The organism is Ralstonia sp. AU12-08, assembly GCF_000442475.1.
Taxonomy (GTDB): Bacteria; Pseudomonadota; Gammaproteobacteria; order Burkholderiales; family Burkholderiaceae; genus Ralstonia; species Ralstonia insidiosa.
Genome location: NZ_ASZV01000021.1, coordinates 1 through 25,180 on the forward strand (window position 1 = coordinate 1; position 25,180 = coordinate 25,180).

Genomic DNA, 25,180 nt, shown 5'->3' on the forward strand with positions numbered 1-25,180 from the left:
TTTCACGACAGCGAACACGCCGCCTCCTTGTTCAACATGGAGCGCGCAGGTCACGTCTACTCGCGCATCTCCAACCCGACCGTCGCCGTGTTCGAAGAGCGCATGGCTGCGCTGGAGAACGGTGTCGGCGCCATCGCCACGGCCTCTGGCCAGGCGGCGCTGCATCTGGCGATCGTCACGCTGATGGGCGCGGGTTCGCACATCGTTGCCTCGTCGGCGCTGTATGGCGGCTCGCACAACCTGCTGCACTACACGCTGCGCCGCTTCGGCATCGAGACGACCTTCGTCAAGCCCGGCGACATCGACGGCTGGCGCGCCGCCATCCGCCCGAACACGCGCCTGCTGTTTGGCGAGACGCTCGGCAACCCGGGGCTGGATGTGCTCGACATTCCGACCGTGGCATCGATCGCGCATGACGCGGGCGTACCGCTGCTGGTCGATTCGACCTTCACCACGCCGTGGCTGCTGCAACCGTTCGCGCACGGGGCAGACCTCGTCTACCACTCGGCGACCAAGTTCCTGGGCGGACACGGCACGACCATCGGTGGTGTGCTGATCGACGGCGGCACCTTCGACTACGTAGCAGCGGGCAAACACCCCGAGCTGACCGAGCCCTATGCGGGCTTCCATGACATGGTGTTTGCCGAGGAGAGCACCGTCGCCCCCTTCTTGTTGCGCGCGCGCCGCGAGGGCCTGCGTGACTTCGGTGCCTGCATGAATCCGATGGCGGCGTGGCAGTTGCTGCAAGGCATCGAAACGCTGCCGCTGCGCATGGCTCGCCACGTAGAGAACACCCGCCGCATCACCGCCTTCCTGGCGAGCCATCCGATGGTGGCATCCGTGGCCTATCCGGAGCTGGAATCGCACCCCGACCACGCCTTGGCCAAGCGTTTGCTCCCCCGTGGCTGCGGTGCCGTGTTCAGCTTCGACCTGCGCGGCGATCGGCGTGCAGGCCAGCAATTCATCGAGTCCCTTGGTTTGTTCTCGCACCTGGCCAACGTGGGCGATGCCCGTTCACTGGTCATTCACCCGGCATCAACCACGCACTTCCGCATGGACGCCGATGCACTGGCCGCTGCCGGCATCAGCGAAGGCACGATCCGCCTGTCGATTGGCCTGGAAGACGCCGACGACCTCATCGACGATCTGAAACGCGGCCTGAAAGCCGCCGAGCGCGCGATGTCGTCCGCGCCCGGCAAAGCCGCATCCAACACAACCGGAGCCCGCTGATGGAATGGACCGTACAAGGCGAACGCGCATACGCCTACACCGGTGGCAAGCCGTTCAATCCGGCGCTGCCGTGCGTGGTGTTCGTGCATGGCGCGCAGAACGATCATTCGGTCTGGGGGCTGCAGACCCGCTGGTTCGCGCACCACGGTTTCAGCGTGCTGGCGGTGGATCTGCCCGCACACGGCCGCAGCGGCGGCACACCACTGCAAACCGTGGAAGCCATGGCCGACTGGGTAATGGCGCTCGTCCAAGCCGCGGGTGTCACGCAGCCGGTGATGGTGGTCGGGCACAGCATGGGCTCGCTGATTGCGCTGGAGTGCGCCTCACGATACGCCAGTCGCGTGCGCCGCATTGCGCTGGTAGCCACCGCCTGGCCGATGAAGGTGTCGGATGCGCTGCTCGACGCGGCGCTCAACAACACGGCCAGCGCGATCGACATGGTGAACGTCTGGTCGCATTCCAGCCTCGCCAACAAACCGTCGGCGCCGGGGCCGGGTTTCTGGATGCACGGCGGCAGTCAGCGCCTGATGGAACGCGTGGCGCACGGCACCGACGCCCCCGTCTTCCACACGGATTTCTCCGCTTGCAACGGCTACGCACGCGGCGCCGAGGCCATGGCGGCCGTGCAGTGCCCGTCACTCGTGATCGTTGGCGAGAAGGACCAGATGACACCGGCAAAAGCAGGCCGACAGGTGGCTGCCGGATTGGCAGGCAGCCGCGTCGTGGGTCTGCCTGCCGGACATGCGGTCATGGGAGAATGCCCGGACGGCACGCTCGATGCGCTGATTGCCTTTGCGCGCGAGCGAGAGCCTGCTGCAACTGCCGCGTAACTGCGCCCGCCAGGATTCAGGAGACGCATCATGGCCACCACCGAGACCCCCACCTTCAGCAGCTTCGCCGAGTTCTATCCGTTCTATCTGGGCGAGCACCAGGACCGCACCTGCCGGCGCCTGCATTTCGTGGGATCGAGCGTCGCTCTGGTGTGCCTGATCCTGCTGATCTTCACTGGCAACCTGTGGTGGCTGCTCGGTGCGGCGGTCAGCGGTTATGCGTTCGCGTGGGTTGGGCACTTCGGCTTTGAGAAGAACCGGCCCGCCACCTTCCGTCACCCGATCTACAGCCTCATGGGCGACTGGGTGATGTATCGCGACATCTGGACCGGGAAGATCCCCTTCTGAGCGATCAGGCGCGAGCAGCAGCCGGCACCGGCGACATCTTCGCTGGGGCAGCAGCCTGGCTGGCGGCTGCTACACCGCGCTCACCAGTGGCGAACACGCTCTCCAGCGTGCTGTCGAGCGCAGGATTGTGCAATTGGGCGGCCAGCGCCTGGGTATCCCCAAGAAGCCGCGCCAGCGACGTGCGAGGCAGGCGCGGCAGGTTCAGCACCAGCTTTTCATAGAGCGGACGCAACGTGGTCGTATGGGCGTCGCACAGCAGCGCCCAATGTGCTTCGCTGCGATCCTGCTGCAGCTTGCCGACCAGGTGCAGCGCCTTGAGCTTGGCCAGCAGGTCAGCCAGGTATTCCGCCTCCAATTGCAGACGCCGCCCGATCTCGAGTTCAGCCACCGTGCGCGGCGCCTGTTCGCGTGCACGGTACAGCAACAGCAGAACCCCCAGCGCATCGAAGAATTCGCTGCCCGGAAACGTACGCCGCTGCCAGTAGCCCTGGCGGATGATCGGCAACGTCGATGCAATGGTCGCGCCCAGCAGGGTGACCAGCCAGCTCACGTAGATCCACGTCAGGAAAATCGGCAACGTCGCAAACGCGCCATAAACGGCGGTGTACGTGGGAATGTGCGCCACATAGGAACCAAAGATACGCTTGGCCACTTCAAACGCCACGGCGGCAATGAGCCCCGCCAGAAACGCGTCACGCCGTGCCACGTAGGTGTTCGGCACAAAGACATAGAGCATCGCAAACGCAATCGCCGACAGCAGGATCGGCACCACACCCACGATCACGCCCAGGCCGAACGGCAGCTTGTGCACATAGCCCGCCGAAATCGACACCATGTACGAGCTGACTGACAGGCTCGCACCGATCAGCACCGGGCCGAACGTCACCAGTGCCCAGAACACGAGCACACGCTGCGCCAAGGGCCGGCGTTGGCGCACGCGCCAGATGGCGTTGAGCGCGTTCTCGACCGTCAGCATGGTCATGACCGACGTCACCACCAAGCCGATCAGGCCCGCAGCCGTCAGTCCCTTGGCGTTGGTGGAGAACTGGTTCAGATACGTGAGGATCGGCCGACTGATGTTGCCCGGCACGAGGTTGCTGAACATGTAGCCTTCGATGTCCGCACGAAAGCTCTTGAACATTGGAAACGCCGTGAACAGCGCAAACGCCACCGTCAAGATTGGCACCACCGAGAGCACGGTCGTAAACGTCAGGCTGCCGGCCACCTGCGGCAGGCGGTCTTCGCCCGCGCGGCGCAACGCATAACGCGACAGCGCACGCAGCTTGGCGGCATTCCATTGACGAAGCGCACGGAGATCAAAAAGCATGAAGAATGAGGCGGCGCAAGGCCAATGAGGGAGATTGGGGGGCGCAACTATAATACCGCGACGCTCTCAACGCTTTGTTATGAAAGATATCCTGGTCCTGTACTACAGCCGTCATGGCAGCACCCGCGCGTTGGCCGAGGCCATCGCCCAAGGCATTGAAAGCGTGGATGGCGCCCAGGCGCGCGTGCGCACGGTGCCCGCCGTCTCCACCGTGTGTGAAGCCACGCAACCGGACGTGCCCGATGGCGGCCCGCCGTATGTGGAAGTGCGCGATCTGGAGGAATGCGTCGGGTTGGCACTGGGCTCGCCCACGCGCTTCGGCAACATGGCCGCCCCGCTCAAGTATTTTCTGGACGGCACCACGCCGCAATGGCTGTCGGGGGCACTGGCCGGCAAACCCGCCTGCGTATTCACCTCCACGGGCAGCATGCATGGCGGGCAGGAAACCACCCTGCTCTCGATGATGCTGCCTCTGCTGCACCATGGCATGGTCGTGCTCGGCCTGCCGTATCAACAAAGCGAACTGCTTTCCACCGATGCCGGCGGCACGCCCTATGGGCCATCGCATGTCGCGCATCGAGGTGACACGGCACCGCTGACCGCCCACGAGCGCACGCTCGCCACCGCAATGGGCCGCCGGCTTGCCCAGACCGCCCTGAAGCTCGCAGCATGACGCTCGCCGATCAACCTGTTGTCGAATCCCGAGCACTGTATGTGCTGAGTGTCTGCAGCCTGATCGCGCTGATTGCGCTGTGTGCCGCGTGGGAACTGTGGCTCGCGCCGGTGCGCCCGGGCGGTTCGTGGCTTGCGCTCAAAGCGTTGCTGCTGGCGTGGCCGCTGCCTGGCGTGCTGCGCAAAAACCGCTACACGATGCAGTGGGCGTCGATGTTCATCCTGCTGTTCTTTACGGAGGGCATCGTGCGTGCAACGTCGGATGCCGGCCTGTCGCGATCGCTGGCGTGGGTGGAGGTTGTGCTCAGCGTGACGTTCTTCTTCGCCACGATTTTCTATCTGCGTCCGTTCAAGCGTGCGGCCAAAGCACGCGCCAAGCAAAGCCCCCAAGAGAGCACCTGACCCGCCATGACCCACGATGCGTTTCTGCAAGCTTGCGTTGACGCCATCGGCGCCGCGTATGTCCTGACAACGCCGGAAGACCAGGCGCCCTATCTGACCGATTGGCGCAAGCGTTTCACTGGCCGCGCCAGTGCGGTGCTGCGTCCGGCCGATGCGTCGCAAGTGGCTGCGCTGGTGCGGCTGTGTGGTGAGCACGCGGTGCCGATGGTCCCGCAAGGCGGCAACACCGGCCTGTGCGGTGGCGCCACGCCTGACATGGAAGGCAACGCGGTCGTCATCTCGGTGCAGCGCATGCAGCGCGTGCGCGCGGTCGACCCGATCAACAACACCATCACCGTGGATGCCGGCTGCATTCTGGCCAACGTGCAGCAGGCCGCAGCCGCGGCCGATCGCCTGTTCCCGCTGAGCCTGGCCGCCGAGGGCAGTTGCACCATCGGCGGCAACCTGGCGACCAACGCGGGCGGCACGGCCGTCCTGCGCTACGGCAACGCACGCGAGTTGTGCCTCGGCATAGAAGCTGTGCTGCCCAACGGCGAGCTGTGGAACGGCCTGCGCGGCCTGCGCAAGGACAACACCGGCTATGACCTGCGCGATCTACTGATCGGCGCAGAAGGCACGCTCGGCATCATCACTGGGGCAACGCTGAAGCTGTTTCCGCAGCCGCGCGCCAAGGTCACAGCGCTGGCGGCATTGCAATCACCGCGTCAGGCGCTAACATTCCTGTCGCTCGCACAAAGCCATGCGGGCACGCTGCTGACGGGTTTCGAGTTGATGTCGGCGTTCTGTCTGGAACTGGTGCGCAAGCACTATCCGCAGTTGCGTGTGCCGTTTGCGCAGGCGTATCCGCAGTATGTGCTGCTGGAACTGTCCGACTTGGAGAGCGAAGAACACGCCCGTGCGCTGTTCGAGGCGCTGATGGAAGACGCACTGGCCCGCGGCGTGATCGACGATGCGGCGGTGGCGGAATCGGTGGCGCAATCGCGCGACTTCTGGAACCTGCGCGAGCACATCCCGCTGGCGCAGGCCGACGAAGGCAAGAACATCAAGCACGACATTGGGGTGCCGATCTCGCGCATCGCAGACTTCATCGACGTGACCGACCGCGCGCTGGCGGCGGCCTACCCCGACATCCGCATGGTGACTTTCGGCCACCTCGGCGATGGCAACCTGCACTACAACGTGTCACCGCCCGAGGGGCATGAACACGAGGCTTTCCTGGCGCATCAGGACGGCATCAACCGCATCGTGCATGACAGCGTGCATGCCCATGGCGGCTCGATTTCAGCGGAGCACGGCATCGGCCAACTCAAGCGCGAGGACAACGCGCGCTACAAGAGCCCAGTCGAACTGGCAGCCATGCGCGCGATCAAGCAGGCACTGGACCCGCGCGGCCTGATGAATCCGGGAAAGGTGTTGTAAGCCGCGTCGGCTTCAGCCGAGCAGCTTGAACGCATAGTTTGCCGCCGCAAAGAGAATCGTCGCTGCCAACAGCCACAGCAGCAGGCGCGGCACGCCACTGGGTGGCAGGCGGTGACCCGCGGCATTGGAACGGTCGCCAATGCGCCCACTCTGCGCGTTGCGGACATATGTGGACCGCGACGCCCCTGCCGGGCGTCGTGCGTGACGTGTACTCATTCTTCCTTTCCTCCCTGCCCCATGGCTGACGCCTCGCCTGGCTCCCTGTTGCCGGCGAAACACAGCAGCCTCCCAAGGCTGCCCAAACAAGACTCCCGTTTTCCCGTCTGGTCGGAACCGAAAAAGACATCCGTCACGCCCTTTTGGCGTGTGTAGGCACAGCGTTCCGCGTCATTGCGCGGAATTTCGAGTTGAATCGTTACTTGTTATGGCACTACCCGACGCCACGAAATGTATCAAAGAATCCCCCTGATGGGGGGTACGCATTTTAGGTATCACCATTTGGATGATGCGTGGGAACGACGCTTGCGGACGGATTGGGGCCAAACCGACCTCATTGCACTGTTACGGAGCCATCCATGCATTCCGCCCAGCCCGAGTTGCGCTTGCGCGCGCACATTACGCCGCCGACACCGCACGAGCCTCCGCCGCATCCACCACCCGAGATGCCGCCGCCGGACGAGCCGTCTCACGATCCCGTCCATGACCCGGAACCCCTGACACCACCGATCGAGCTGCCTCCGGGCGAAGTGCCGCCGGAAATCCCGCCCCAGCGCTAGGGCGCCGCGGTTTTCGGCATCCGCCATCTGTTAGAATCGCGGCCTCCCAGGCATCCGGAAGCCGTTCGTCGCTAACCTGCCTGGGCAGCGCACACATCTGCCCATAGCTCAGTTGGATAGAGCATCGGCCTTCTAAGCCGACGGTCGGGGGTTCGAATCCCTCTGGGCAGGCCAAAGACTCTAGAAGAATCAAGGGCTTACGACAGGCACATCCAACGGTAGTAGGTTGAAAGTTGGCCGTAGTCACAATTCATTGTGACTACAGTGTGACTCATTTTACCGGCAGCCCTGCGTCGTACACGGTGACCGCGCATGACACCTTAAGGGGGGCTCCATCCAACCCGTCTTGACGCCCCCGATCACGTTGGCACCGCAGTCAGGCACGACTGAATTTCCCGATACCTCGCGTGCTTGCTCGGGACCATTAGATGCCGCCGCCAGAGCATCTTTTCCAGCGTTGCCTGCGCACGCTATTAGTAGCCCGAGAAGGACTAAAACAACGTGCTGCGCTACGCGCGGACGTAACGTTGGCGAATCCGCACGGCGCGATTTCGCTTCCTGGTCGCCTAGATCGGCTTCATGCAGTGTCGGCGCCTGAATGATCGACGTCCTTCGGGTCCCCTTGGGGGTATGGTTCCCCCGATAGGTACGCCCTGCCCACACGAACGTCGCACACGTTATCAAAGCCAGCCCACCCAACGTCGCTGGCACCGCGTACTCCCAATGGGGCACAAAAGTAGGTAACGCTCGCCCGAACAAGAACAGCCACATGTAGGCAACAAATAGGCTGACAATCTGGTTGATCGCCGATACGGAGAATGAAGCTGGTCCAGCTATGGCCTCCTTACAGGCCTGGGCGAACAGTGCCGGAGCGGGACGTCTAAGCACCGTCTTAAACAATGGGCCTATTACATCGTTCTCAAGCAGGTCTACATGGTTTTCCCAGTTCTCCTGCCATTGCTTGCTTCCCTTATTAGCCAGAACCCATGCGAAGGAAAAAATAAATCCAACGCACGAGACCACCGCCAACAAGGTCTGATCGACCACTCCTTTGCTTGCTGCCAGCGTCGCATAACCAGCAAATGTAGCGCCCGAGAAAACCCAAAAGTACGTTGCTCGCTTCCAGTAAAGTTCGATCTCAAATTTTCTGATGTCCAGCGCGCGTTCCAATGCCGCTCGCCGTTGTTTCCCTTGAAACGCGAGATCATAGGCACCCTGATCTATTGGCTTCGCATCGTTCTGCCCCATTCCCACCCCAATGTTTAGTAACGTTCCCTGAAGACTCGCGTCAGTATAAGGACGCCTAGACTTGCGAGGACTCGGGCACACAGTGTGACCGTGCCTTGCCCGGTTAAAAGTGGCATAGTTGCCACGGCGCCTGCAACGGGTGCACAACTCGCACTGAGGAACGGAGCAGTAGAGCACCCAGTACCTGTGCATCCACATAGAGGATGACAGGCATGGGCACGATCTCCGAGCGCACCAACAACGCGGGCGCTGCCACGTTCCAGGCGAAGGTTCGCCGCAAGGGATTCCCTCCCCTCTCTCAGACATTCCCGACCCGCGAAGAGGCTGAGAGTTGGCTGTTCGGAATCGAGGCCAGCATAAGACTCCGGTCGCGCGCCGCCGCCAAGCGGCAAGCCGAGGCGAAGCTCGCCGCAGAGCTTCAAGCGAGGCCGCACATCGTCGCGGACCTACTACGCCGCTATCTGGTCGAAGAGACGCCAAAGAAGAAAGGGGCCGGCGCAGAGGAGTACCACGTCCGCAGCATACTGGACTCCCCGCTCGCCCTGATCCACTTAGAGAACCTGACCCGACGCGACTTGCAGGACTGGCGGGACCAGCGACTGGAGCAGGTCAAAGGCAGCACCGTCAACCGCCAACTGAACATCCTGAACGCTGCTCTCAAGCATGCGCGCGATGAATGGGGTGTCGATCTGCCGGATAGCGTGATCCGCAGCGTGCGACGCCCTAAGAACCCCGCTTCCCGTGTGCGGCGTCTGTCGAAAGCGGAGGAAGCTGCGATCCGACAAGCAGGAGAGGACACTCGCAACCCGTACGTGCTCCCCATCCTGGACTTAGCCCTGGAGACAGGCATGCGGCGCGGCGAGATGCTGGGCCTGCGGTGGTGGCAAGTCAGCTATGAGGGACGATCCGTCCATTTGACAGATACAAAGAACGGAGCATCCCGAGGCGTGGCGCTATCTCTCAAGGCGATGGCTACGCTACAGACCGTACGACAGATGGCCTACGACACTTCGGCTGCCCTCAATGGTCCCGATGAGCGCCCTGTGTTTCCAGGCGTGACTCCGAACGCGCTGAAACTGGCCTTCAAGCGGATGCTGGAACGGGCCGGTGTCGACGACTTCCACTTCCATGATCTGCGGCACGAAGCAACCAGCCGGATGTTCGAGAAAGGTCTATCAGCGATGGAAGTGGCTTCGATCACCGGACACAAGGACATCAGGGTGCTCCAGCGCTACACGCATCTACAGGTCAAGGACTTGGCGGCGAAGCTGGATTAGAGGCCCAGCAACCAAAACCGACGCCCGGACCAAGGGGTTATCGCTGTGCACCAAATCCCCTTGGTTGTATAACGAGCGAAAAGAACGCAACGCAACCATGTGCTTTGGTGGAATCAGGGCTACGGTGAACGCTGAAGTCGCCATCACGTGCAGGCTCGAAATCAATGAAGAAACTGCCAATAGGACCAAATTTGGTCTCGCACATTCGTACAGCGTTTTCCAGTTGGACACCGAGCGAACGCCTCCTTTGATTGCCGTTTTCGTCCTTTGCTGCGGCTTCGCGCGATAAGCAACGGGTGAATGCCGTGTCCTGATCGAACAAATACGTGGTCCGCTCACCAATCAACACGCGCAAGCGAAACGGGTGCGCATCCGCCGAAACGCTGCATTGGCGCGTAGCCTCGTAGAAAGGAAGATCATCGGCCATGGCCGGGAGCGAGACAGCCAAGGTGATGCACGCGATCAGGGAAAGGAAAAGCGATCTCATAAGGCGTTTGTTATGCGAAATTTGTCGGCAACCGTCGGAGCACGAAGCATTCTGGCCGATTTGATCCGATCGTCAAACTGCTAGACCCTCGGCTGAACCGACAGCGTGCCAACAAGAAAAGGACCCCGCCGAAGCGGGGCCAACCCTCAATACTGCGCAACCTCCTACCGCGAGTTGTTCACAAGCTCATTCGACAGCGCCGTCCCGAAGATGGTGTTCGCACCGGGCACCCAGCGGGTTCCTTGCTTCACCTCCTTCAAGTAGTCCACCGGATCGACGCTGCCTTGCTTGTGGCCGGTGGCCGCACCGTAGGCCACGTTGCCCACAGCGGATACTCCGCGCCCGAGGTTCTGGAGGTAGCCCAGGGCTGCAATCGGGCCGCTGTTGCCGTGCGTCTGCCCGCCGAACATCAGCGAGCCCGCGTCCATCGTGTCAGGCAGGAGGCCCGCCATGTTCACCATGACCGCCACGCCGGTCGCCAGCTTGTAGCCGGACAGGTTCTCCTTGAGGTACTTGTCCCGCTGCTGTTCGGACATGCCGATGGTGTTGGTGTAGGCCTTGGCTTGGTACAGCATTGCGCCCCAGGCGGTCGCAAAGGTGAACGCCGTGTAGGTGTTCGAGTCGTTGATGAACAGGTTGCGCATCATCTGCTTCTCGGAGGCCAGAAGGCCCGAGCGGCGGAACTGGCTGACTACCTTACCGAGCGCACCTTCGGCTGCCCAACGCGGCACTTCACCGATCATGGCCCGCTGCATGGACTGGAACGTCGCCCGGTGCAGTACGCCGATGAAGGCGTCCGCAGCGTGCTGGTCGTCCCACTTGTCCCAGTTGATTGCATCGCCCTTGGCACGGCCTGCGTCGTACTTCTGCATCTGTGCCTGGATGCGCTCGATGTCCGAGGCTTGGAAGCCAAGATCAGCGAAGCGGCGGTCGCCCATCACGGACTTGCCCGTAGCCAGGTGCTGCCAGATTTCCTCAGTGATGGCCGGGAGCATGCCCCGGTGCACCATCTTGCCGACTAGGTTCAGGCCGGACAGGTGGTTCACTGCGTTGACGCCCTTGTCCATCATGCGTCGGAACGTGCTGCCCTCGGCCAGCAGGCTCTCCGGTCGGAGGTGTCCTTCCGAGGTCTGCTGCATGTGCAGACGGTAGTCCACGCCCAGCAGGCTGCCAGCTTGCTCTGCCAGTTGCTTGATGAGCGGCGTCTCCAGCTTGGAGAAGCCCGTGCCGAGTGTCTTGAACAGCCCGCGCACGCCGACAGCCGCCACCACACCAGCCGCGTCGGCCAGGACGTTGAAGCCGATCTTGCCCATCATCGACATGTGCGCGCCCATCTGGAGCATGGAGGCCACGGCGGACTCACCGTTGTTCAGGCGGTCCTGGTGGCTGCGAATCAGGAAGTCGATGTCGTCGATTTCCTTGGGGCTGGCACCGTCGCGGCGCAGGGCTTCCTTGAGGGCGTCGATGTGCTCCACGCTCTTGAGGCCACGACGGGCCAGGGCGATGCTGCCTGCGAACTTGGATGCGTTCCCATTGACCATGCGGCCCAGGTCCGTATCCAAGAAGTCCATCAGCGACACGCCGTTGGGTGACTGCGCCAGGAGGTCGAATTCCGTGCGCGTGCGGTCGTCACGAATTTCCGCCAGCCTCTGTTTGAAGGCCGAGATCATTTCCGGCGTCACCTTCGCGTTCTTCCAGTCCTCGGCCAGCAGGTCGCCAGCGATTGCCTGGAAGTGATTGTCGGTGTGCTGGATGCGCTCCTCGGGGCTGCGCATCACCATGTCCACGTAGCGGTCAGTCAGGTTGCGGACTTTCTCCATGACTTCCGTGTGCAGGGCGTCGAATGCCTCGGGCGTCTGCGGGCCAACGTCACGTAGCTTCGCCATCATTGGGTCCAGCACCTTCGCCACGTACTGCTCGCGGATCAGGCCCTTGAACTCGTTGAACTTCGGCACGTCGTTGTGGTACGCATCCAGGATGCCTGACCAGTCCCATCGGTAGGGCATGTGGCCCTGCCAGCCCATCCCGTTGTGGATGGCCGTGCCCAGTGCTTCACCGGCCTGCAGCGAGTCCTCCGTGATGTTGCGCCAGAAGCCGTCGAGCGCTGCGGCCAACTTGCCGTACGGCGTGTCCTCATACTTCCCGCTGTCGCGGCCTGCCAGCCGTTCCTTGCGCTTCGCCTCACGCAGCTCGGCCACCTTGCGTCCGATTGCCTTCTCGGCTTCCATACCACCACCCGCAGCCAGCTTGAGCTTGTCCTTGCCGTTCAGAAGCGTCGGGAGGATTTGGTTGTACAGCTCGATGAAGCCCTGCTTGTACAAGTGTGTGAGCCTGACCTTGTCGATGGCTGCCGAGTTTGCATGCTGGCGGTTGATCCCGGTGGCGGACTCGCCCAGGATGGACGACCACAGGCGTACGCCCTTGGACTCCGACATGCCCAGGCGCAGGCCCACCGAATCCAGCGCGCGGCGCAGCTTACCCAGACCCGGCGTATCCCACAGGATGTTGGCCTTGCCGTACCACGCTTCGGCGCGTCGGGACACGTCGGTCTTGTGCTCCTGGTGGTCAGCGATGTGCTGGCCGAAGGCTTGCACCAGCGGCGATGCCTTGGACTCGTCGCGCAGCGTGTTCGGACTTTGCAGCACCGAGAAGTGGCGACCGTCACTGCGGAATACTGTCGTGCTCAGAGGTTCGTCCAGCAAGCGATCGGTCAGGTTCATTGCCCGCGCCAGGGCGGACGACTCGGACACGTCCAAGCCAAGCAGGCGGCGCACGCCGTTGAACAGGCGCCCCAGGATGGACTGACCTTCCTTCTTCATACCTGCCAGCAGGTTGATGAACTCGGACTTGCCGCTAAACAGGCCCGCCACGAACTCGTGGACGTTGCCGAGATAGTGCTTCGCCATGCGGTCGTTCTTCTCAAACGCAGCAGCAGCCTCCTCGCGCAGTGCCTCCAGCTCCTTGACGATCTTGCCGTGAGCCGAGTTGGGGTTGCTCAGACCGTACTCCAGCTTGTAGGCCGTGGCCGCGTGCGCAGCTTCGTGCAGCACAACGAAGTCGTCGGCTTTACTGCCCACGCGGATCGAGTGGTTGGAGAGGCTGTACGTGCCTCCGTTGGACTCGTGCTCCGTGCGAAGGAAGCCAACGTCATCACGGATGGAGTCGCGCAGGCGAACCGCCAGGGATGCGGCTAGTGCGTCCTGACTTTCGGCGATGCGGGCCAGCTCGGCACGGATGCCTTGTGTCGAGGCAAGCGGCTCGGTCGCGTTCTTCGCTACCGCTTGTTCGCGGATGTACTCGGCACGCACAGCGCCCGTCTCGGCTCGGTCCTTCTTGAACATTTCGGTGACGTTGGCCGTGAACGTGTCGTTCGATGCGGTGCGGCGGAGGTCGCCCACCTTGCCTTGCTCGCGGGCCATCGCACCGTATTCCGGTACAGCGTGCAGGTGCTGCTGTTCGGCCAGGATGTCTCGGCCAGCGTTAGATGCAACGTCCGGGTAGCCGACCTTGCCGACGTTCGGGTCCACCAGCGTACCGTCCTCACGGACTGACACAAGACGCGGTTGCTCCTGGAGGTGGGCGGTCGGGTCGTGTGCTGCTACTTCGGTAAGTCCGCTGCCGATGGTCCCGCCGCTGTTGTCGCGTGCTGGATCGGAGACGCGGCTCACTGCGTTGTCCACTGTTGACTGGAGGTTGCCCTCAGCCCCCTGAATGACATGCATGTCGTCGCGGCCCATCATCTTGGTGTGCAGCAGATGGCCCATCGCGCCAAGCGCGCCACCGACGAGTGCCTGCTGCGCTACGCCAGTCCACTCGATGTCCTGGTTGTCCAGCTTGCGCATGGCTACGTCGGCTACGACGTTCTCAGCGGCTGCCGACGCAATGGCCGACAGCGGGCTCGGTATGCGTGCTGCCACACCGGCGGCCTCTACCGCACGGATGGCATTCGCGGTGCGCAGGCTGGATACCGCCGCGCCCAGGCCAAGAGTGCCGACCAGCATTGCGGGATCGCCTAGACCTGCCGCAAACATCATCGTCCGTGCTCCCACGCCTCGCATCCCACGGGTGTTGTCCAAGCGATGCAAGAACTCGGCGCGCTCCTGCGCCCAGCCCATGCGGCGTGCCCATTCGGCGTCACTGCCCGCCCCCAGCACGTAGTTGCGGAGGTCGTCGTTCATCCAGACACCCGGCGTCTCGTTGCGCATAGAGTCACGCTGAGCTGCGCTCATCGACCAACCGGGAGTACCGGCCTCGCGGCGGAACACGTCCCCAAGACGCCCAGTGAGGTTGCTCCAGATAGCACCCTGCGTGAACGCATCGACCATACCTGCCTGATGCGTCGTGTCGGCAATCTGCGCAGCGCCTTCCTGCTCGATACGATCTAGGACGCCGCCGTTGTCTGTGCGGCCAATCTCGGCCAGTTGGGCAGCGTTACTGGTGGCTGCGTCCTGTCCGGCCTTCTGTTGGAACTCCGGGCGCAGACGGTCTGCCAGGGTCAGCTTCTCACGCAGGCTCCCCGCCGCACTACCTGCGGCAGCGGCGCGCGGCGTAACGGCAGTATTGCCGAGGATCGTCTCGACGTAACCGTTCGTCTCGGGGTTGTCCCAGTTCTCGCGCTTCCAGCCCGCGTTGTACGCGCGCAGGGCATCAGGTGTGTTGCCGAACTGGCGCAAGTTCTCGCCCATCACCTCGCCGTGGATGGTGAGGGCGTCGTCGAAGTTCGACGGGTCCAGCTTCATGTTAAGTCGCTGCTCCAGCTTGGAGAGCGTTTTGGGGATGACCTGTACATAACCCATCGCCCCCTTGGACGATACTGCATTCGGATTCCAGCCGGACTCCTGGGTGATCTGGCGCGCGGTGGTACCGCGTGGCAGGCCGAGCTTGTCGTCCTGCTGTTGCGCCTTGGACAGTTGATCGTCGGTCGGTTGAAACTTCATAGGTTCTCCAGATGTGACAAGGGCCAGCGTGTAGCCAGCCCTTGTGAATGGATGAGGTTGTTTCTTCGTCTATGCAGAAGCAGCAAGCGCATCGAAGGCCATCACAGCCCTGTTTGCACGAACGCACCGCGCATGCGCTTGCACGTCAGCGTCACGCAAGTGCGCGATGGCCTGCCACGCAGCTTCGTGCGCAGCGCTGGCGTCGAGGTGCTGTTGCTCGTACATGTGAGCCTCTGCGACCAGCACCTCGCGGGCGTCCTCGAATCCGGGCATGCGGTGCATGGCGCGTTGGGCAACTTCGTCGTTGAACCCATCGAGAAACGGGTCTAGGAGGCCATGCCCATCGGGCGAGAAGGTCGCCAGCAGATCGGCCTCGCACTTAATGCGGTAGTCGCCGATGGTCGCCCCTGCTGGCAACGCCTTACGTGCAGCGGGCCAATACGTCGCGGCAAATTTGCCGAGGTTGTACGCGGCCTCTACCTCGCACTTGGGGTAGCCGGATTGAGGGGCGGTTTGGAAATGACGGGCTTGCTCAGGACAAGCGACGGCGTGGCGCATGACGCGGCCTCCTATTGAGTGAATGGAGGCCCGCCGTGCATCGGCCAAGATACGGGCGGCGGGCCGAAGGCGAGGTTGGCCGACCGGTCAATAGGAAACCGGCACACCCGAAGGTGTCCCCGCCTCGGCCCGCCATTGAAAGGGCGTGCGAAGGCAACGCACGAATAGTAATGCCGCGCATGGCGGCTGTGCGCCTATTGATCCCGAGCGGCCAAGCCCGGTCGCGTTTGTCTACGCGACGGCGCGGAGTCTAGTGACGTGCGTACGTTCCGACAAGCACGCACTCAGCGAGCGATTTGTCCCGCAACTCTCGAACGTTGACAGTGGGTCCAAGCGCCCCGCCCTTTGCATGCCCGCAGTGTCAACTGCTGTGCAGACCGTCGGCCCAAGCATTGGCGTTGCATACCCGCCACGCTCACGCGGGTTGGACTACCTCCAGCAAAGCCAGCGTGCCCCGCGCGGCGCTCAATTGCTCGGACAGGCGGAACTCGCTTGCCGGTTGCTCCCACCTCTCCAGCGCCACCAGGGCGGGATGCTTCGGGTGCTCCCGGCGGTACTGTTCGTGCATGGCCTGCCCCTGGCCGCGCTCCTGTGTCTTCCGCTGTTGCCAAACCACGAAGCGCGCATGATCTTCTTCCCGCCACCAGACGTACAGCGGATGAAGCAGGGCGAACAGCGCGTCCCAGTCATGTTTGCATGTGTCTGTGCCGCGCGTGCGCGCCCACCATTCCCAGCACAGCGCGTCCAGTTGGACCTGTTTCTCATCGTCGGTCATGCGATTGATGGCGTCTTTCCAGAGGAAAGCCATGTAGTCCGCTCGGCGGGCCGCTCCCCACTCGGCTTCTAGAAGCGCAACGTCGTGTTGCTGCTCGGTGAGGGCTGCGTTGGATTCCAGCTTGGGAGTGGAAGTAGTGTTACTCATGAGGTATCTCCTTGAGGGTAGATGGCGGCGCGGGTTGTCCGCGCTGCGTGTATAGCCACTGCACGCTCAGGGCGGCGCACAGCAGTTGGTCGGGTGGTGGTAGAGGTTGGTGATGACAGCCCATCTCAGAGGGCTATCTGCGGACCGGAGGAGGCCCGTAGGCGGCTTGCAGGCACTTGCCGCGTGTGTCCTGCGTTGTTGCTGTCGCGGAGCGCCTAGACTCGTTTAGACGCGCCCTGCCTGCTTCAACAGTTCCTGGAGGGCGGGGTTGCGCTCGGCCAGCAAATGCAACTGCTTACCTGGGTACAGCCGTAAGTCCGCGCACTCGAAACGACGTATCGGCGGCTCGTACCCGAACACCTCGTCGGTGAACTGCGTTCGCGCCATCTTGGGCAAGCCCGGCACGTCCCAGGTTGCAGCAGCGCAGCGTACCGACATGCGGCCTGTGGGCGTCTCCGTGCCGTACCAGCGCGTGTCGGGACCGTTGCCGTTCCAGGCACCCGCGACGTACTGCCGCACCTCGCCAGCCTTCTCCCGGCGAATCGCATCCAGTCGCCATTTCCAGCCAGCTCGCGAATACGTTGCAGGCCATGGGTACGCTCGATTCTTGTGGTCGAGCCGCAGTGGACGGCGCTTCAGTCGACAGTCATAGCAGGCACAGTCACGCACCCTTCGTCTACTGGATCCGCACGTCTTGCACGGCTTACCAATGAACCATGTCCGTCCAGCGATCAGCGCGTCGATTCGTTCGGGGTACATCGTCTGCTTGCGCAGCGCTTCAGCAAACGCACCATCCCGCATCGCCACCTCTCTATGGCGGCGCGATAGCACCTTGGAAAAGGCGGGTACGCGGTGCAAGACGAAGGAAGGGTCGGATTTGCGAGTGCTGCCGTGCGGCGAACTCATAGCCAGGGTGCGCGCTTGGCGGTGCCTGTCATACCGACCCTAAGATGTCCTCGGAAGCGCAGCCTTTCGGCTCGCCGCATCCTTTGCAGACCATGCGGCTCGCTGCCCGATCAATCGGTGGGTAGTCGTAGCCTCGCGTCTTGCACAGGTTCCAGTCCTGCACCCACTGCCATGCCTCGCCACCGAAGCGATCCACGGGTTGCCCACAGTCGGCGCATTGGCCGTCCTGCCGCTCTCGAATCGATGCGCGCATGTCCTGCATGAACTCGTGCCGCGAAGGCTTGCCTGGGAACGCGCGTCCGTTGTGGTCACGCATGCTTTTCTTCATGTACATCCGTTCTAGTTCTCCTGTTTGTTCTGAGTCGGCAGCGAATGCCGTGCTCCAGATGTGACAAAGGCCGCTCGCGCGGCCCTTCTAGTGGAGGCGATGCGCTGCTGCGCGCCTCCCCCCTCCGGCGGTTGGTTGTGCTACGTAGCCCGGAGCTTACGGATCAACGTTGCCCTACTGATCCCAAGGTGCTCCGCAGCCAGTGATTGATTGCCACCGACGTGGGCCATTACGGCGTCGATAGCTGCCTGCTCGGCCTGGGCCACTACGCGCTCTAGCAAGGAGCCCATCGAATCGCCTTGCAGCGCATCCAGCGTCCGCTGAACGCGATAGCGCACGGTCTCGCCAATCGTCGGGGCCAGCTCGTCGAGCATCTGCTCGCGGCTGAGGGTGATCTTGCATGTCATTTCTGCTAGTGCTGTTCAGTTTTGATACAACGAAAGAATTTCGGGGATGCCAATTACCTGTGAACCCGCATGGCTGACCGCTCAATTTTTAAGCACATCGCCCGCGAAGCATTGCTCCACCTTGGGTTCCTTAAAGGTTTCCGTCTGTGGATAACTGGCTCTCCTACAGCACGTGGGCATCCAGTTCGCGGTCCATAACCAGCCGCTTGTACCGTGGCTGCTCCTGCAACCTTTTTAGGTACTCCAGGGTGGTCCCGGTATCGCGCGCTCTGCGTAGCTGCTGGTACTCGTCGTGCAATACCTTGAAAGCTGCGTTCAAAACTCCCTGGTACAGACCTTCGGGAAGCCTCTCGCGCAACTCACGGTTGTCAGCTCCGAAGTCGATCACCTGGGCAATCAACTCCAGCTCCTTGTTGCTGGGCTGATCGTTGCTCACCAGATGCAACTCATCCCGAGCGATGAAACTTCTGCAGCCGGTGGCTTCCTGATGACCGGCTCCGGGGTGTCTACGACATGCGGCACCAAGTGAGCCACCTAGTAAGACTAGCTCGGCCCGTATCCGACGATCCTGGGCAAGATCGTATGTTCCCAAAGTGGCCGATAGCTGGTGCCTCCTCTGTTCGCCCGGTCGTAGTCTTGTATGTTTGATTCTCGGCTCCATCTCTTTGCGCCCTGCGAATGCACCGTACACGCGCGACTTCCTTAGCGTAGTCAACCGCCGTCTACGCTGTGCCGGGAAGCTACAAGCGGGCGCCCTACTGGGTCAATGCCCTTCTTGCGGCCGGGTTTAGCTCGCTGTGCCCACGACGGTAAGCTTCCAGTCAATGCCTCGACTGCACGGCGGTACGCCGCTGCGGCCATCGTGGACGTGCGTGGCAGTTGCTGGGTGAAATACGCCCGCTCGACAGCGTTGTGTTCAAGCGGGTGGTTGCTGGTACGGCTCATGTAGCTCTCCTATGGTTCGGTGCGGTGGAACCGCTCAACGGGCAAGGGCGGACGGTTCTCCGTCCGCGGAGGAGCACAAAATGCGGCGTGCGGTTTGTCAGAGTGGGACGCGGATACGCCGAGGCGATGCGCTCTTTGTCCGCAGGGGGCATGCCCAGGAAGTCGCTTATTAGTACTAATGGGGACACAGAAACAAAAGACCACCCGAAGGTGGCCGATTGGTGCGGAGGATTTGAGGCTCCCGGAATACCGCTCTCGTGTGTGCAGGTCCGAGCATGAGGGCGCTCAGGGGTGAGCATCTGCCAGCTTGAGGATGGTGGGATGCGAGACCTTGTACTCCTTAGCCAATCCCCTCGCTGTCGCTCCTTGCGCCAGCTTGCGGCGTATCTCAGCCTTCTGCCCGTCGGTCAAGGCATCGCGCCTGCCCAGCTTTTTGCCCTCGGCTTTGGCACGCGCCAGCCCAGCGTGAGTCCGCTCGATCAACAAGTCCTTTTCGAACTGAGCCACGGCTGCCAGGACGGTCATGTGCAGCTTGCCGGATGCGCTGGTCAAGTCCACACCCTTGAGCGCAAGGCAATGAACCTGCACCCCAAGGGTGGCCAGCTTCTCAATCGTCGCCAGCACGTCGCCAGTGTTGCGGCCCAGCCGGTCCAGCTTGGTCACCACAAGGGTGTCACCGTCATCCAGCTTGTCCAGCAGCTTCGAGAACCCGGGGCGCTCGCCCGCTGGCACGCTACCGGAGATAGTCTCCGTGATGATGCGGCGGGGCTGTACGTCGAACCCTGCGGCCTTGACTTCGAGTAGCTGGTTGTCCGTGGTCTGCTCCGCCGTGGAGACACGGGCGTAAAGGAACGTGCGAGACATGACTGCTCCAGTTGGTAATCAAACGTGGAAGCAATCGTAGGTGGTAATGAACTTGTTTACAAGGACTTTCTTACCAGCCGCTTGTGGCTCAGCCGGCCGGTAGGGAAACGGACGATTGATTACCGAGCAGCACCGCCAGCGTCGGCGGTAGCCGTAGCGGCAAACGTGGTACCCGAAAGCTGAACGCTTTTGCCCGCCGCCACGGGTTCATGAACCACGCTGCCTTCCGGCTCGCCGTGTTCAATTCCATGCGCGCCGCGTATGCCCAGCATCGTCCCCTTTGATTTCCGGGGTAGCAACGTCCGGGTGATTGAGCGCGACGGAGAACCCTGGTTCGTGGCTCGGGATGTGGCGAATGTGTTGGGGTATGCCGACGCGAATGCGGCGGTTGCTCGGCACTGTAAGGCGGTGACGACCTGCTCCGACGTTTCGTCGGGTCAGGTTCGGCATGTCCAGATCATCCCCGAGCGCGATGTCTACCGCCTCGTGATGCGCTCGAAACTCCCCGGCGCGGAAGCGTTCGAGGAGTGGGTGGTCGGCACGGTGCTTCCGAGCATCCGCAAGAGCGGCAGCTACGGGGCACCTGCCCAGGCCACCGCTGACCTATCCGACCCAGCATCCCTGCGTACCCTGCTGCTCGGGTACACGGAGAAGGTGCTGGAGCTGGAGGCCACGGTTGCGGAGCAAGCCCCGAAGGTTGAGGTGCATGACCGCACAGGCACCCCGGCACACGGGGACATTGGCTGCTGCACGGGCGGCGCAGCCCCCGCAGAAATGCCGATCAAATTTTGGTCCGAGGTGTTTCTGCCGGTCCGGAGTCGCCGATTTGGCTGCTTATCGTTTGAAGGCAATGAACCCGATTTGCCGCGTAGTCGAGTAGCACAACCCCAGTGAACGCTGTTCGGTACTTCGCAGACAGCGCACTGTCACCAACTTGAACCGCTGATGACCCGTCAAACCCGTACGCAACTAGCAGAAGAAACACGCGGTCAACCCGCAGCAGATAGTCAGGGATGCGTCTTTCCTTTTCACTGATCCGCCGCGCGAGGGCATCGGGCTTAAGCATAGGGACCCACCACGCAGTCACAGGTTGCCAGAATGATCTGGGCAAAGCGGGATGGTAGTGCAGCCAAACGTCGCGGAAGAACTCTGATTGATGAGGGCTACTCCAGCACTCAATTCGCTGCTTCCACACGCCATCTGGAGCGTGAGAGAGCGCGCCCTCGACAATGCCGACAAGTTGCTCCACCGCCCGACTACGCTTCGGCTTGCCAGACAGATCGAGTCCCTGCTTGAAGGCTACCATCACGCCCAAGCCTTGCTTGAAACGAGAATCCCCTAGCCTTCCCTGCGCCAACGAACAGATGCGCCGCTGCGCTTGTTCATGGGCTTTCACCATTTCGTCCATTAACTCTGTCACTTCGACGCCGTAGCTGCCTTGGGGGGTCTGCACAACTACGTCGGGGTTCTCTCCCGACGCGTCCGTGCAGCCCTTCGGCCAAAGCTCCGGGAGTAGTGCCTGCGTGTGCTCGAAGAAAAGCCTCTCCCGCTCCTTCTTGTCATTGCTTCCTTTATCCGGCATAGCACTCCTTCTCAGCGTAGTCTTATGGCTATGCGGCTTGATAATTGAGCGTGTACGCTACAGCATGATTCACCAGCCATACTATCGCCTTCGCTACTGACTTCATACATGGCCGATCTAGACACCAACACCGGAAACATCAAGGCACATTGCATGACCTGCGGCGGTGCCCTGTCAATGTTCGTGGATGCGACCCCCGAGGGACACCAGATCGGGGAGTTTAGACGACCGGTCAGTCTCACGTTGGTCGAAACTTATCGACTGTTGAGGTGCCTTGGGTGCGGCGCTGGTGCGCTAGCTACTCACGTCTCGCAGAGAGGAAGTACCCGAGCAGCGGAGCTTTTGGACTTCTATCCTGAATCAAAAGGCAGCCTGAAACTACCTTCCGACGTGCCAGCAGGCATTACCAAAGAATTCCGTGAGGGAGAGCGCTGCCTTGCTGCCGGATGCTACCGAGCCGCTGCGGGGATGTTTCGCTCAGTGCTAGACAAAACTCTACGGGCCAACGGCTACAAGGAGAAGCGAGGAACCAACCTCGAACAGCAGATAGACGCTGCGGCGGCGGACGGTGCAATTACAGCCTCCCGCCAACGAAAAGCCCACGATGAAATTCGAGTGCTAGGCAACGACGTGTTACATGAGGAATGGCGGGAAATACCCGAGGTCGATGTGGAGGCTGCACGGCAATACGCCCAGCGCATCCTGGAAGACTTCTACGATGACCGAGAGTCGGTCCTTGCGTTGGTCAGAAGCAAGGGGCGCGTTCCAGACGAGGACCGGAAGATTGAAGACAATCAGTCCTAGGTAGATTGGCTGCTCTACCGGCTAGGGCAGCTCCTTACCCGCCGTTGTAGAAGACGGCAATCAAGCTGCAGCGACCATGACTAAGCTAGCAGGCACCGCGCGTACGTGCATCTACTGCAAGCAGGCTCGCCCCTTTACTGACGAGCACCTGTTCCCGAAAGGACTAGGTGGGGATGACCGCAGATTCATGCTGAAGAATCTAGTATGCGGTTACTGCAACACCACCGTGTTCTCAAAGCTCGAAGCTTCGTTCATGCGAGCTTCACCAGTAGCATTGGCGCGTATCTTTATGCAAAAGGTGAAAGGCAGTGGGCGGGATGCCATCGTGCCTAGGCTCGACACAGTGTCTACCACAGCATTCATCCCTGGGCAGGGCGAGGTGGAAGCCGAGATGCAGGCGGAGGGAACCGCTACTACGCTGCTACAGATACTCTTCCTGGGCGACGGAAAATGCAGCCTCACAGGCAGCGATGAATCTCACATCCCTAAGTTCATTGGTGCGCTGCGTCGCGCCCTTGACCACACCGTGATCCTTGTGCGCAAGGTGACGACCGCCAGCAACCCTAGCTTCATTGTTACTAGCTACGTTCGGCAGAGTAACCGCTACATCGTGGGCGGCAGTCGCACAGTGCCCCGACCACCGGACGTTTGCATCTGGCACGAGCAATTCCCGACCATCGGGCAAGAGCAACGAATACAAAGGCACCCCACTCTATTCAGGCGAACGGCGGGGCAACTCGTACTACGAACGCATTTGAACTCCGATGTTTGCGCCCTTCTTTCGGAAGCGCGAGCGGCACTCGATGCGCTTGACGACGAGCAACACTGGGCTGCTGCCGGTTTCATGGACGCCTTGTTAAGGTGGAAAATGAAACTGGAGGTGGTTTATGGGAACGAGGCGGCAATTCAGCCGGGAGTTCAAGCTTGAGGCCGTGAGGCTGGTCAAAGAGCGAGGGGTGTCGGTGTCGCAAGCAGCGCGCGACTTGGACGTGCACGAGAACGTGCTGCGCAAGTGGGTGCGGGAGGCGGCGCAAGACCCTCAGGAGGCATTCCCCGGCAAGGGGGTGATGAAGCCTGAGCAGGCTGAAATCGAGCGACTGAAGAAGGAAGTGGCGAAGCTCAAGCAGGAGCGCGACATTCTGAAAAAAGCCGCGGCCTACTTCGCCAAGGACTCACTGTGAAGTTCGAGTTCGTGGCGAAGCACCGGGTGGCCTGGCCGGTCAAGCTGATGTGCGAGGCGCTCGGTGTCTCGCGAAGTGGCTTCTATGCGTGGCTGGTGAGGCCCAGGAGCCGTCGCAGCCTGGAAGACGAAGCGCTGGCGGCGAAGGTACGGCAAAGCTTCGTTGGCAGTGACCGCACCTACGGTGCCCGCCGAGTCTGGCACGACGTGCTGGCGCTGGGTGAGCGTTGCGGCCTGCACCGTATCGAGCGATTGATGCGGGCGCAGGCCCTGCGTGCCAGGCCCAGGCGGCGAGGCTTGCCCAAGGACCATGGCGAGCGCTGCGCCATTGCGGCCAACGTGCTGGACCGCCAATTCCAGGCTGACGCACCGAACCAGAAGTGGGTGGCGGACTTCACCTACATCTGGACGGCCGAGGGCTGGCTGTACGTGGCGGTGGTGCTGGACCTGTACTCGCGCCGGGCGGTGGGCTGGTCAATGCAATCGAGCATGACCTCGCAGTTGGTGGCCGATGCGCTGATGATGGCCGTGTGGCGACGTGGGCGACCGGTGCAGTTGCTCCATCACTCGGACCAGGGCAGCCAATACACCAGTGAGCACTTCCAGCAGTTGCTCAAGGAACAGGGCATCACCTGTAGCATGAGCCGCGCCGGCGAGGTCTGGGACAACTCGGCGATGGAAAGCTTCTTTAGCAGCCTGAAGACCGAGCGAACGGCGCGTCGTGTTTACCGCAGTCGCGAGCAAGCTAGGTCAGACGTGTTCGACTACATCGAGCGCTTCTACAATCCGACGCGCAGGCATTCGACGCTCGGCTACGTCAGTCCGATACAGTTTGAGCAAGCTCGAGAAGCTTAGGTCGGTGTCCACTGAACCGGCAGCAGCCCACCATGCCATCCTCAAGGCTACGCGCGCCCTCATCACCGATGTTGCGAAAACCACTCTTGTAATGTTGAATGGCGCCGCGCGTCAGGCCGGTGCGCGCCGCAAGCTCAATGACGGTGACTGCTTCGCTGATCAGTTGATGCAGGTTCAACCTACGAATTGCTGCGTAATCGAGATAAAGGACCGGCTGCATTCTTGGCTCCCACTGTTGGTGATGACTGTTATGAGCACACGGACTCATTATCAGCGGCGTCAAGTGGTCCGGGCAGTACGAGAAGGCTAACCGCCGCCCGAACCATCGCAGCGAGAGCAGCCACTTCCATGGCGAGGCCCGCCAGGAGCCAGACTCCAGCACGGTGGGCGGTCAGACAAGGAGTACACGTCCGCGATCTTCGTGTTGTAGCTACTGGCACCCCTACCCCAATTTCAGCGCCACGTCATGCGCCCGCAAATGCGTGTACCGCTTGAGCATTTCCATCGTCTTGTGCCCGGTAATCGTTGTCACCTCCATGACACTTAGGCCCTTCTCGAAGAACCGGGACGTGGCCTCATGACGTAGATCGTGCAAGCGGATACCGACCAGCCAACGCGCCGAAGGCGGCTTGCCCTCTGTGAGGCATGCAGCCTCGTAGACCCGCCTAGCGCGACGCACAGCACGCATAAACGCCGTCGTGACTGCATCCTCCTGCATAGCGAACGGAACGCCCTCGCCCGCCTCCTGACGCTTCTGGAGGATGGCGAGAGCCTTGGTGGACAGCGGGACGGTCCTAGGTGTGTCGGTCTTGGTCTTGGGGATGTAGGCAGTACGCTGCTGGAAGTCGATGTACTCCCAGTCCAGGGCCAGCATTT

General features: G+C 62.0%; 27 protein-coding genes and 1 tRNA gene. 12 read left to right on the forward strand and 16 right to left on the reverse strand.

Annotation, left to right across the window (positions count from 1 at the left end):
• From C404_RS41535 to C404_RS41545, 3 genes are all read left to right on the forward strand, one after another.
• The coding region (locus tag C404_RS41535; RefSeq protein WP_021194695.1) for an O-acetylhomoserine aminocarboxypropyltransferase at positions 1–1,230 on the forward strand (1,230 nt) is incomplete at its 5' end.
• Positions 1,230–2,060, forward strand: a complete 831-nt coding sequence (locus C404_RS41540) for an alpha/beta fold hydrolase (RefSeq protein ID WP_021194696.1) — start codon at positions 1,230–1,232, stop codon at positions 2,058–2,060. The genes C404_RS41535 and C404_RS41540, both read left to right, overlap by 1 nt.
• 30 nt (positions 2,061–2,090) lie before the next feature.
• Positions 2,091–2,408, forward strand: coding sequence for an Mpo1-like protein (locus C404_RS41545; RefSeq protein ID WP_021194697.1), 318 nt, complete (start codon positions 2,091–2,093; stop codon positions 2,406–2,408).
• A gap of 4 nt (positions 2,409–2,412) precedes the next feature.
• On the opposite strand, the gene C404_RS41550 is transcribed toward C404_RS41545, so the two are convergent.
• Positions 2,413–3,735 (reverse strand): YihY family inner membrane protein, encoded by a 1,323-nt coding sequence (locus C404_RS41550; RefSeq protein WP_021194698.1) that lies wholly within the window; start codon positions 3,733–3,735, stop codon positions 2,413–2,415.
• Positions 3,736–3,814: 79 nt separating this feature from the next.
• Here C404_RS41550 and wrbA point away from each other — a divergent pair, with 79 nt between their 5' ends.
• From wrbA to C404_RS41565, 3 genes are read left to right on the forward strand one after another with little or no spacing between them, the layout of a single operon-like run.
• Positions 3,815–4,408: an NAD(P)H:quinone oxidoreductase gene (gene wrbA, locus C404_RS41555; RefSeq protein ID WP_021194699.1), complete on the forward strand. Its 594-nt coding sequence runs from the start codon at positions 3,815–3,817 to the stop codon at positions 4,406–4,408.
• Entirely contained in the window at positions 4,405–4,809 is a 405-nt protein-coding gene (locus C404_RS41560) for a DUF2069 domain-containing protein (RefSeq protein ID WP_021194700.1), read from the forward strand. The genes wrbA and C404_RS41560 overlap by 4 nt, the downstream gene beginning before the upstream one ends.
• 6 nt (positions 4,810–4,815) lie before the next feature.
• Positions 4,816–6,228 carry an FAD-binding oxidoreductase gene (locus C404_RS41565; RefSeq protein WP_021194701.1) on the forward strand — a complete coding sequence of 471 codons (1,413 nt, stop codon included), beginning with the start codon at positions 4,816–4,818 and terminating at the stop codon, positions 6,226–6,228.
• 12 nt (positions 6,229–6,240) lie between these two features.
• On the opposite strand, the gene C404_RS41570 is transcribed toward C404_RS41565, so the two are convergent.
• The gene (locus C404_RS41570) at positions 6,241–6,444 is read right to left on the reverse strand and encodes a hypothetical protein (RefSeq protein WP_021194702.1); all 204 of its coding nucleotides are present in this window, start codon (positions 6,442–6,444) and stop codon (positions 6,241–6,243) included.
• 657 nt (positions 6,445–7,101) lie between these two features.
• Between C404_RS41570 and C404_RS41575 the strand changes: the two genes are divergently transcribed.
• A tRNA-Arg gene (locus C404_RS41575) sits at positions 7,102–7,178 on the forward strand.
• Positions 7,179–7,280: 102 nt separating this feature from the next.
• Here the strand turns inward: C404_RS41575 and C404_RS59945 are convergent.
• Positions 7,281–8,252, reverse strand: coding sequence for a RipA family octameric membrane protein (locus C404_RS59945; RefSeq protein ID WP_064496194.1), 972 nt, complete (start codon positions 8,250–8,252; stop codon positions 7,281–7,283).
• 212 nt (positions 8,253–8,464) lie between these two features.
• Here C404_RS59945 and C404_RS41580 point away from each other — a divergent pair, with 212 nt between their 5' ends.
• Complete coding sequence (locus C404_RS41580) at positions 8,465–9,529, forward strand: tyrosine-type recombinase/integrase (protein WP_021194703.1); 1,065 nt, start codon at positions 8,465–8,467, stop codon at positions 9,527–9,529.
• Positions 9,530–9,566: 37 nt separating this feature from the next.
• Here the strand turns inward: C404_RS41580 and C404_RS59950 are convergent, their stop codons facing one another.
• The 10 genes from C404_RS59950 to C404_RS41620 form a co-directional block, all read right to left on the reverse strand.
• A complete protein-coding gene (locus C404_RS59950) occupies positions 9,567–9,956 on the reverse strand; it encodes a hypothetical protein (protein WP_152524434.1) in 390 nt (129 codons plus the stop codon).
• A 224-nt stretch (positions 9,957–10,180) separates the two neighbouring features.
• Entirely contained in the window at positions 10,181–14,953 is a 4,773-nt protein-coding gene (locus C404_RS41585) for a transglycosylase SLT domain-containing protein (protein WP_021194704.1), read from the reverse strand.
• A 69-nt stretch (positions 14,954–15,022) separates the two neighbouring features.
• A complete protein-coding gene (locus C404_RS41590) occupies positions 15,023–15,511 on the reverse strand; it encodes a hypothetical protein (RefSeq protein ID WP_021194705.1) in 489 nt (162 codons plus the stop codon).
• Between the two features lie 415 nt (positions 15,512–15,926).
• Complete coding sequence (locus C404_RS41595) at positions 15,927–16,433, reverse strand: hypothetical protein (protein ID WP_021194706.1); 507 nt, start codon at positions 16,431–16,433, stop codon at positions 15,927–15,929.
• A 225-nt stretch (positions 16,434–16,658) separates the two neighbouring features.
• Positions 16,659–17,339, reverse strand: a complete 681-nt coding sequence (locus tag C404_RS59955; RefSeq protein WP_152524435.1) for a hypothetical protein — start codon at positions 17,337–17,339, stop codon at positions 16,659–16,661.
• A 28-nt stretch (positions 17,340–17,367) separates the two neighbouring features.
• Positions 17,368–17,673 (reverse strand): hypothetical protein, encoded by a 306-nt coding sequence (locus tag C404_RS41605; protein WP_021194708.1) that lies wholly within the window; start codon positions 17,671–17,673, stop codon positions 17,368–17,370.
• A 134-nt stretch (positions 17,674–17,807) separates the two neighbouring features.
• Positions 17,808–18,074 carry a helix-turn-helix domain-containing protein gene (locus tag C404_RS41610; RefSeq protein ID WP_021194709.1) on the reverse strand — a complete coding sequence of 89 codons (267 nt, stop codon included), beginning with the start codon at positions 18,072–18,074 and terminating at the stop codon, positions 17,808–17,810.
• A 163-nt stretch (positions 18,075–18,237) separates the two neighbouring features.
• Positions 18,238–18,510 carry a hypothetical protein gene (locus tag C404_RS41615; RefSeq protein ID WP_152524436.1) on the reverse strand — a complete coding sequence of 91 codons (273 nt, stop codon included), beginning with the start codon at positions 18,508–18,510 and terminating at the stop codon, positions 18,238–18,240.
• A 275-nt stretch (positions 18,511–18,785) separates the two neighbouring features.
• Complete coding sequence (locus C404_RS59960) at positions 18,786–19,019, reverse strand: hypothetical protein (RefSeq protein WP_152524437.1); 234 nt, start codon at positions 19,017–19,019, stop codon at positions 18,786–18,788.
• A 285-nt stretch (positions 19,020–19,304) separates the two neighbouring features.
• Positions 19,305–19,883 (reverse strand): recombinase family protein, encoded by a 579-nt coding sequence (locus C404_RS41620; RefSeq protein ID WP_021194711.1) that lies wholly within the window; start codon positions 19,881–19,883, stop codon positions 19,305–19,307.
• Between the two features lie 261 nt (positions 19,884–20,144).
• Between C404_RS41620 and C404_RS60990 the strand changes: the two genes are divergently transcribed.
• Positions 20,145–20,777, forward strand: a complete 633-nt coding sequence (locus C404_RS60990) for a BRO-N domain-containing protein (protein WP_021194712.1) — start codon at positions 20,145–20,147, stop codon at positions 20,775–20,777.
• Here C404_RS60990 and C404_RS60460 read toward each other — a convergent pair.
• Positions 20,665–21,465, reverse strand: a complete 801-nt coding sequence (locus C404_RS60460; protein WP_200863710.1) for a hypothetical protein — start codon at positions 21,463–21,465, stop codon at positions 20,665–20,667. The two genes, C404_RS60990 and C404_RS60460, sit on opposite strands and share 113 nt — an antisense overlap.
• Before the next feature lie 342 nt (positions 21,466–21,807).
• On the opposite strand from C404_RS60460, the gene C404_RS59285 reads away from it, so the two are divergent.
• The 3 genes from C404_RS59285 (at position 21,808) to C404_RS41635 (ending at position 24,304) form a co-directional block, all read left to right on the forward strand.
• Positions 21,808–22,269, forward strand: a complete 462-nt coding sequence (locus tag C404_RS59285; RefSeq protein ID WP_235180649.1) for a DUF4145 domain-containing protein — start codon at positions 21,808–21,810, stop codon at positions 22,267–22,269.
• Positions 22,270–22,345: 76 nt separating this feature from the next.
• Positions 22,346–23,197: a hypothetical protein gene (locus tag C404_RS41625; RefSeq protein WP_021194714.1), complete on the forward strand. Its 852-nt coding sequence runs from the start codon at positions 22,346–22,348 to the stop codon at positions 23,195–23,197.
• Positions 23,157–24,304 (forward strand): IS3 family transposase gene (locus tag C404_RS41635; RefSeq protein ID WP_152524438.1). Its coding sequence is split into 2 segments (ribosomal slippage): positions 23,157–23,418 and positions 23,418–24,304, totalling 1,149 coding nucleotides; the frame shifts between segments, so codons are not numbered across the junction. Before C404_RS41625 ends, C404_RS41635 begins: the two co-directional genes overlap by 41 nt.
• Here the strand turns inward: C404_RS41635 and C404_RS59965 are convergent.
• On the reverse strand, positions 24,267–24,524 hold the full coding sequence (locus C404_RS59965; protein ID WP_152524439.1) for a hypothetical protein: 258 nt from the start codon (positions 24,522–24,524) through the stop codon (positions 24,267–24,269). The genes C404_RS41635 and C404_RS59965 overlap by 38 nt on opposite strands.
• A gap of 222 nt (positions 24,525–24,746) precedes the next feature.
• On the reverse strand, positions 24,747–25,180 hold a 434-nt coding region (locus C404_RS41640), incomplete at its 5' end, for a site-specific integrase (protein WP_021194716.1).

What these genes read in the sequence shown, in the direction of transcription:
- C404_RS41540 (WP_021194696.1), top strand. Translation starts at nt 1,230, where the DNA reads ATGGAATGGACCGTACAAGGCGAACGCGCATACGCCTACACCGGTGGC.
- C404_RS41545 (WP_021194697.1), top strand. Translation starts at nt 2,091, where the DNA reads ATGGCCACCACCGAGACCCCCACCTTCAGCAGCTTCGCCGAGTTCTAT.
- C404_RS41550 (WP_021194698.1), bottom strand. Translation starts at nt 3,735, where the DNA reads ATGCTTTTTGATCTCCGTGCGCTTCGTCAATGGAATGCCGCCAAGCTG.
- wrbA (WP_021194699.1), top strand. Translation starts at nt 3,815, where the DNA reads ATGAAAGATATCCTGGTCCTGTACTACAGCCGTCATGGCAGCACCCGC.
- C404_RS41560 (WP_021194700.1), top strand. Translation starts at nt 4,405, where the DNA reads ATGACGCTCGCCGATCAACCTGTTGTCGAATCCCGAGCACTGTATGTG.
- C404_RS41565 (WP_021194701.1), top strand. Translation starts at nt 4,816, where the DNA reads ATGACCCACGATGCGTTTCTGCAAGCTTGCGTTGACGCCATCGGCGCC.
- C404_RS41570 (WP_021194702.1), bottom strand. Translation starts at nt 6,444, where the DNA reads ATGAGTACACGTCACGCACGACGCCCGGCAGGGGCGTCGCGGTCCACA.
- C404_RS59945 (WP_064496194.1), bottom strand. Translation starts at nt 8,252, where the DNA reads ATGGGGCAGAACGATGCGAAGCCAATAGATCAGGGTGCCTATGATCTC.
- C404_RS41580 (WP_021194703.1), top strand. Translation starts at nt 8,465, where the DNA reads ATGGGCACGATCTCCGAGCGCACCAACAACGCGGGCGCTGCCACGTTC.
- C404_RS59950 (WP_152524434.1), bottom strand. Translation starts at nt 9,956, where the DNA reads ATGGCCGATGATCTTCCTTTCTACGAGGCTACGCGCCAATGCAGCGTT.
- C404_RS41585 (WP_021194704.1), bottom strand. Translation starts at nt 14,953, where the DNA reads ATGAAGTTTCAACCGACCGACGATCAACTGTCCAAGGCGCAACAGCAG.
- C404_RS41590 (WP_021194705.1), bottom strand. Translation starts at nt 15,511, where the DNA reads ATGCGCCACGCCGTCGCTTGTCCTGAGCAAGCCCGTCATTTCCAAACC.
- C404_RS41595 (WP_021194706.1), bottom strand. Translation starts at nt 16,433, where the DNA reads ATGAGTAACACTACTTCCACTCCCAAGCTGGAATCCAACGCAGCCCTC.
- C404_RS59955 (WP_152524435.1), bottom strand. Translation starts at nt 17,339, where the DNA reads ATGAGTTCGCCGCACGGCAGCACTCGCAAATCCGACCCTTCCTTCGTC.
- C404_RS41605 (WP_021194708.1), bottom strand. Translation starts at nt 17,673, where the DNA reads ATGTACATGAAGAAAAGCATGCGTGACCACAACGGACGCGCGTTCCCA.
- C404_RS41610 (WP_021194709.1), bottom strand. Translation starts at nt 18,074, where the DNA reads ATGACATGCAAGATCACCCTCAGCCGCGAGCAGATGCTCGACGAGCTG.
- C404_RS59960 (WP_152524437.1), bottom strand. Translation starts at nt 19,019, where the DNA reads ATGAGCCGTACCAGCAACCACCCGCTTGAACACAACGCTGTCGAGCGG.
- C404_RS41620 (WP_021194711.1), bottom strand. Translation starts at nt 19,883, where the DNA reads ATGTCTCGCACGTTCCTTTACGCCCGTGTCTCCACGGCGGAGCAGACC.
- C404_RS60990 (WP_021194712.1), top strand. Translation starts at nt 20,145, where the DNA reads ATGCCCAGCATCGTCCCCTTTGATTTCCGGGGTAGCAACGTCCGGGTG.
- C404_RS60460 (WP_200863710.1), bottom strand. Translation starts at nt 21,465, where the DNA reads ATGCCGGATAAAGGAAGCAATGACAAGAAGGAGCGGGAGAGGCTTTTC.
- C404_RS41625 (WP_021194714.1), top strand. Translation starts at nt 22,346, where the DNA reads ATGACTAAGCTAGCAGGCACCGCGCGTACGTGCATCTACTGCAAGCAG.
- C404_RS59965 (WP_152524439.1), bottom strand. Translation starts at nt 24,524, where the DNA reads ATGCAGCCGGTCCTTTATCTCGATTACGCAGCAATTCGTAGGTTGAAC.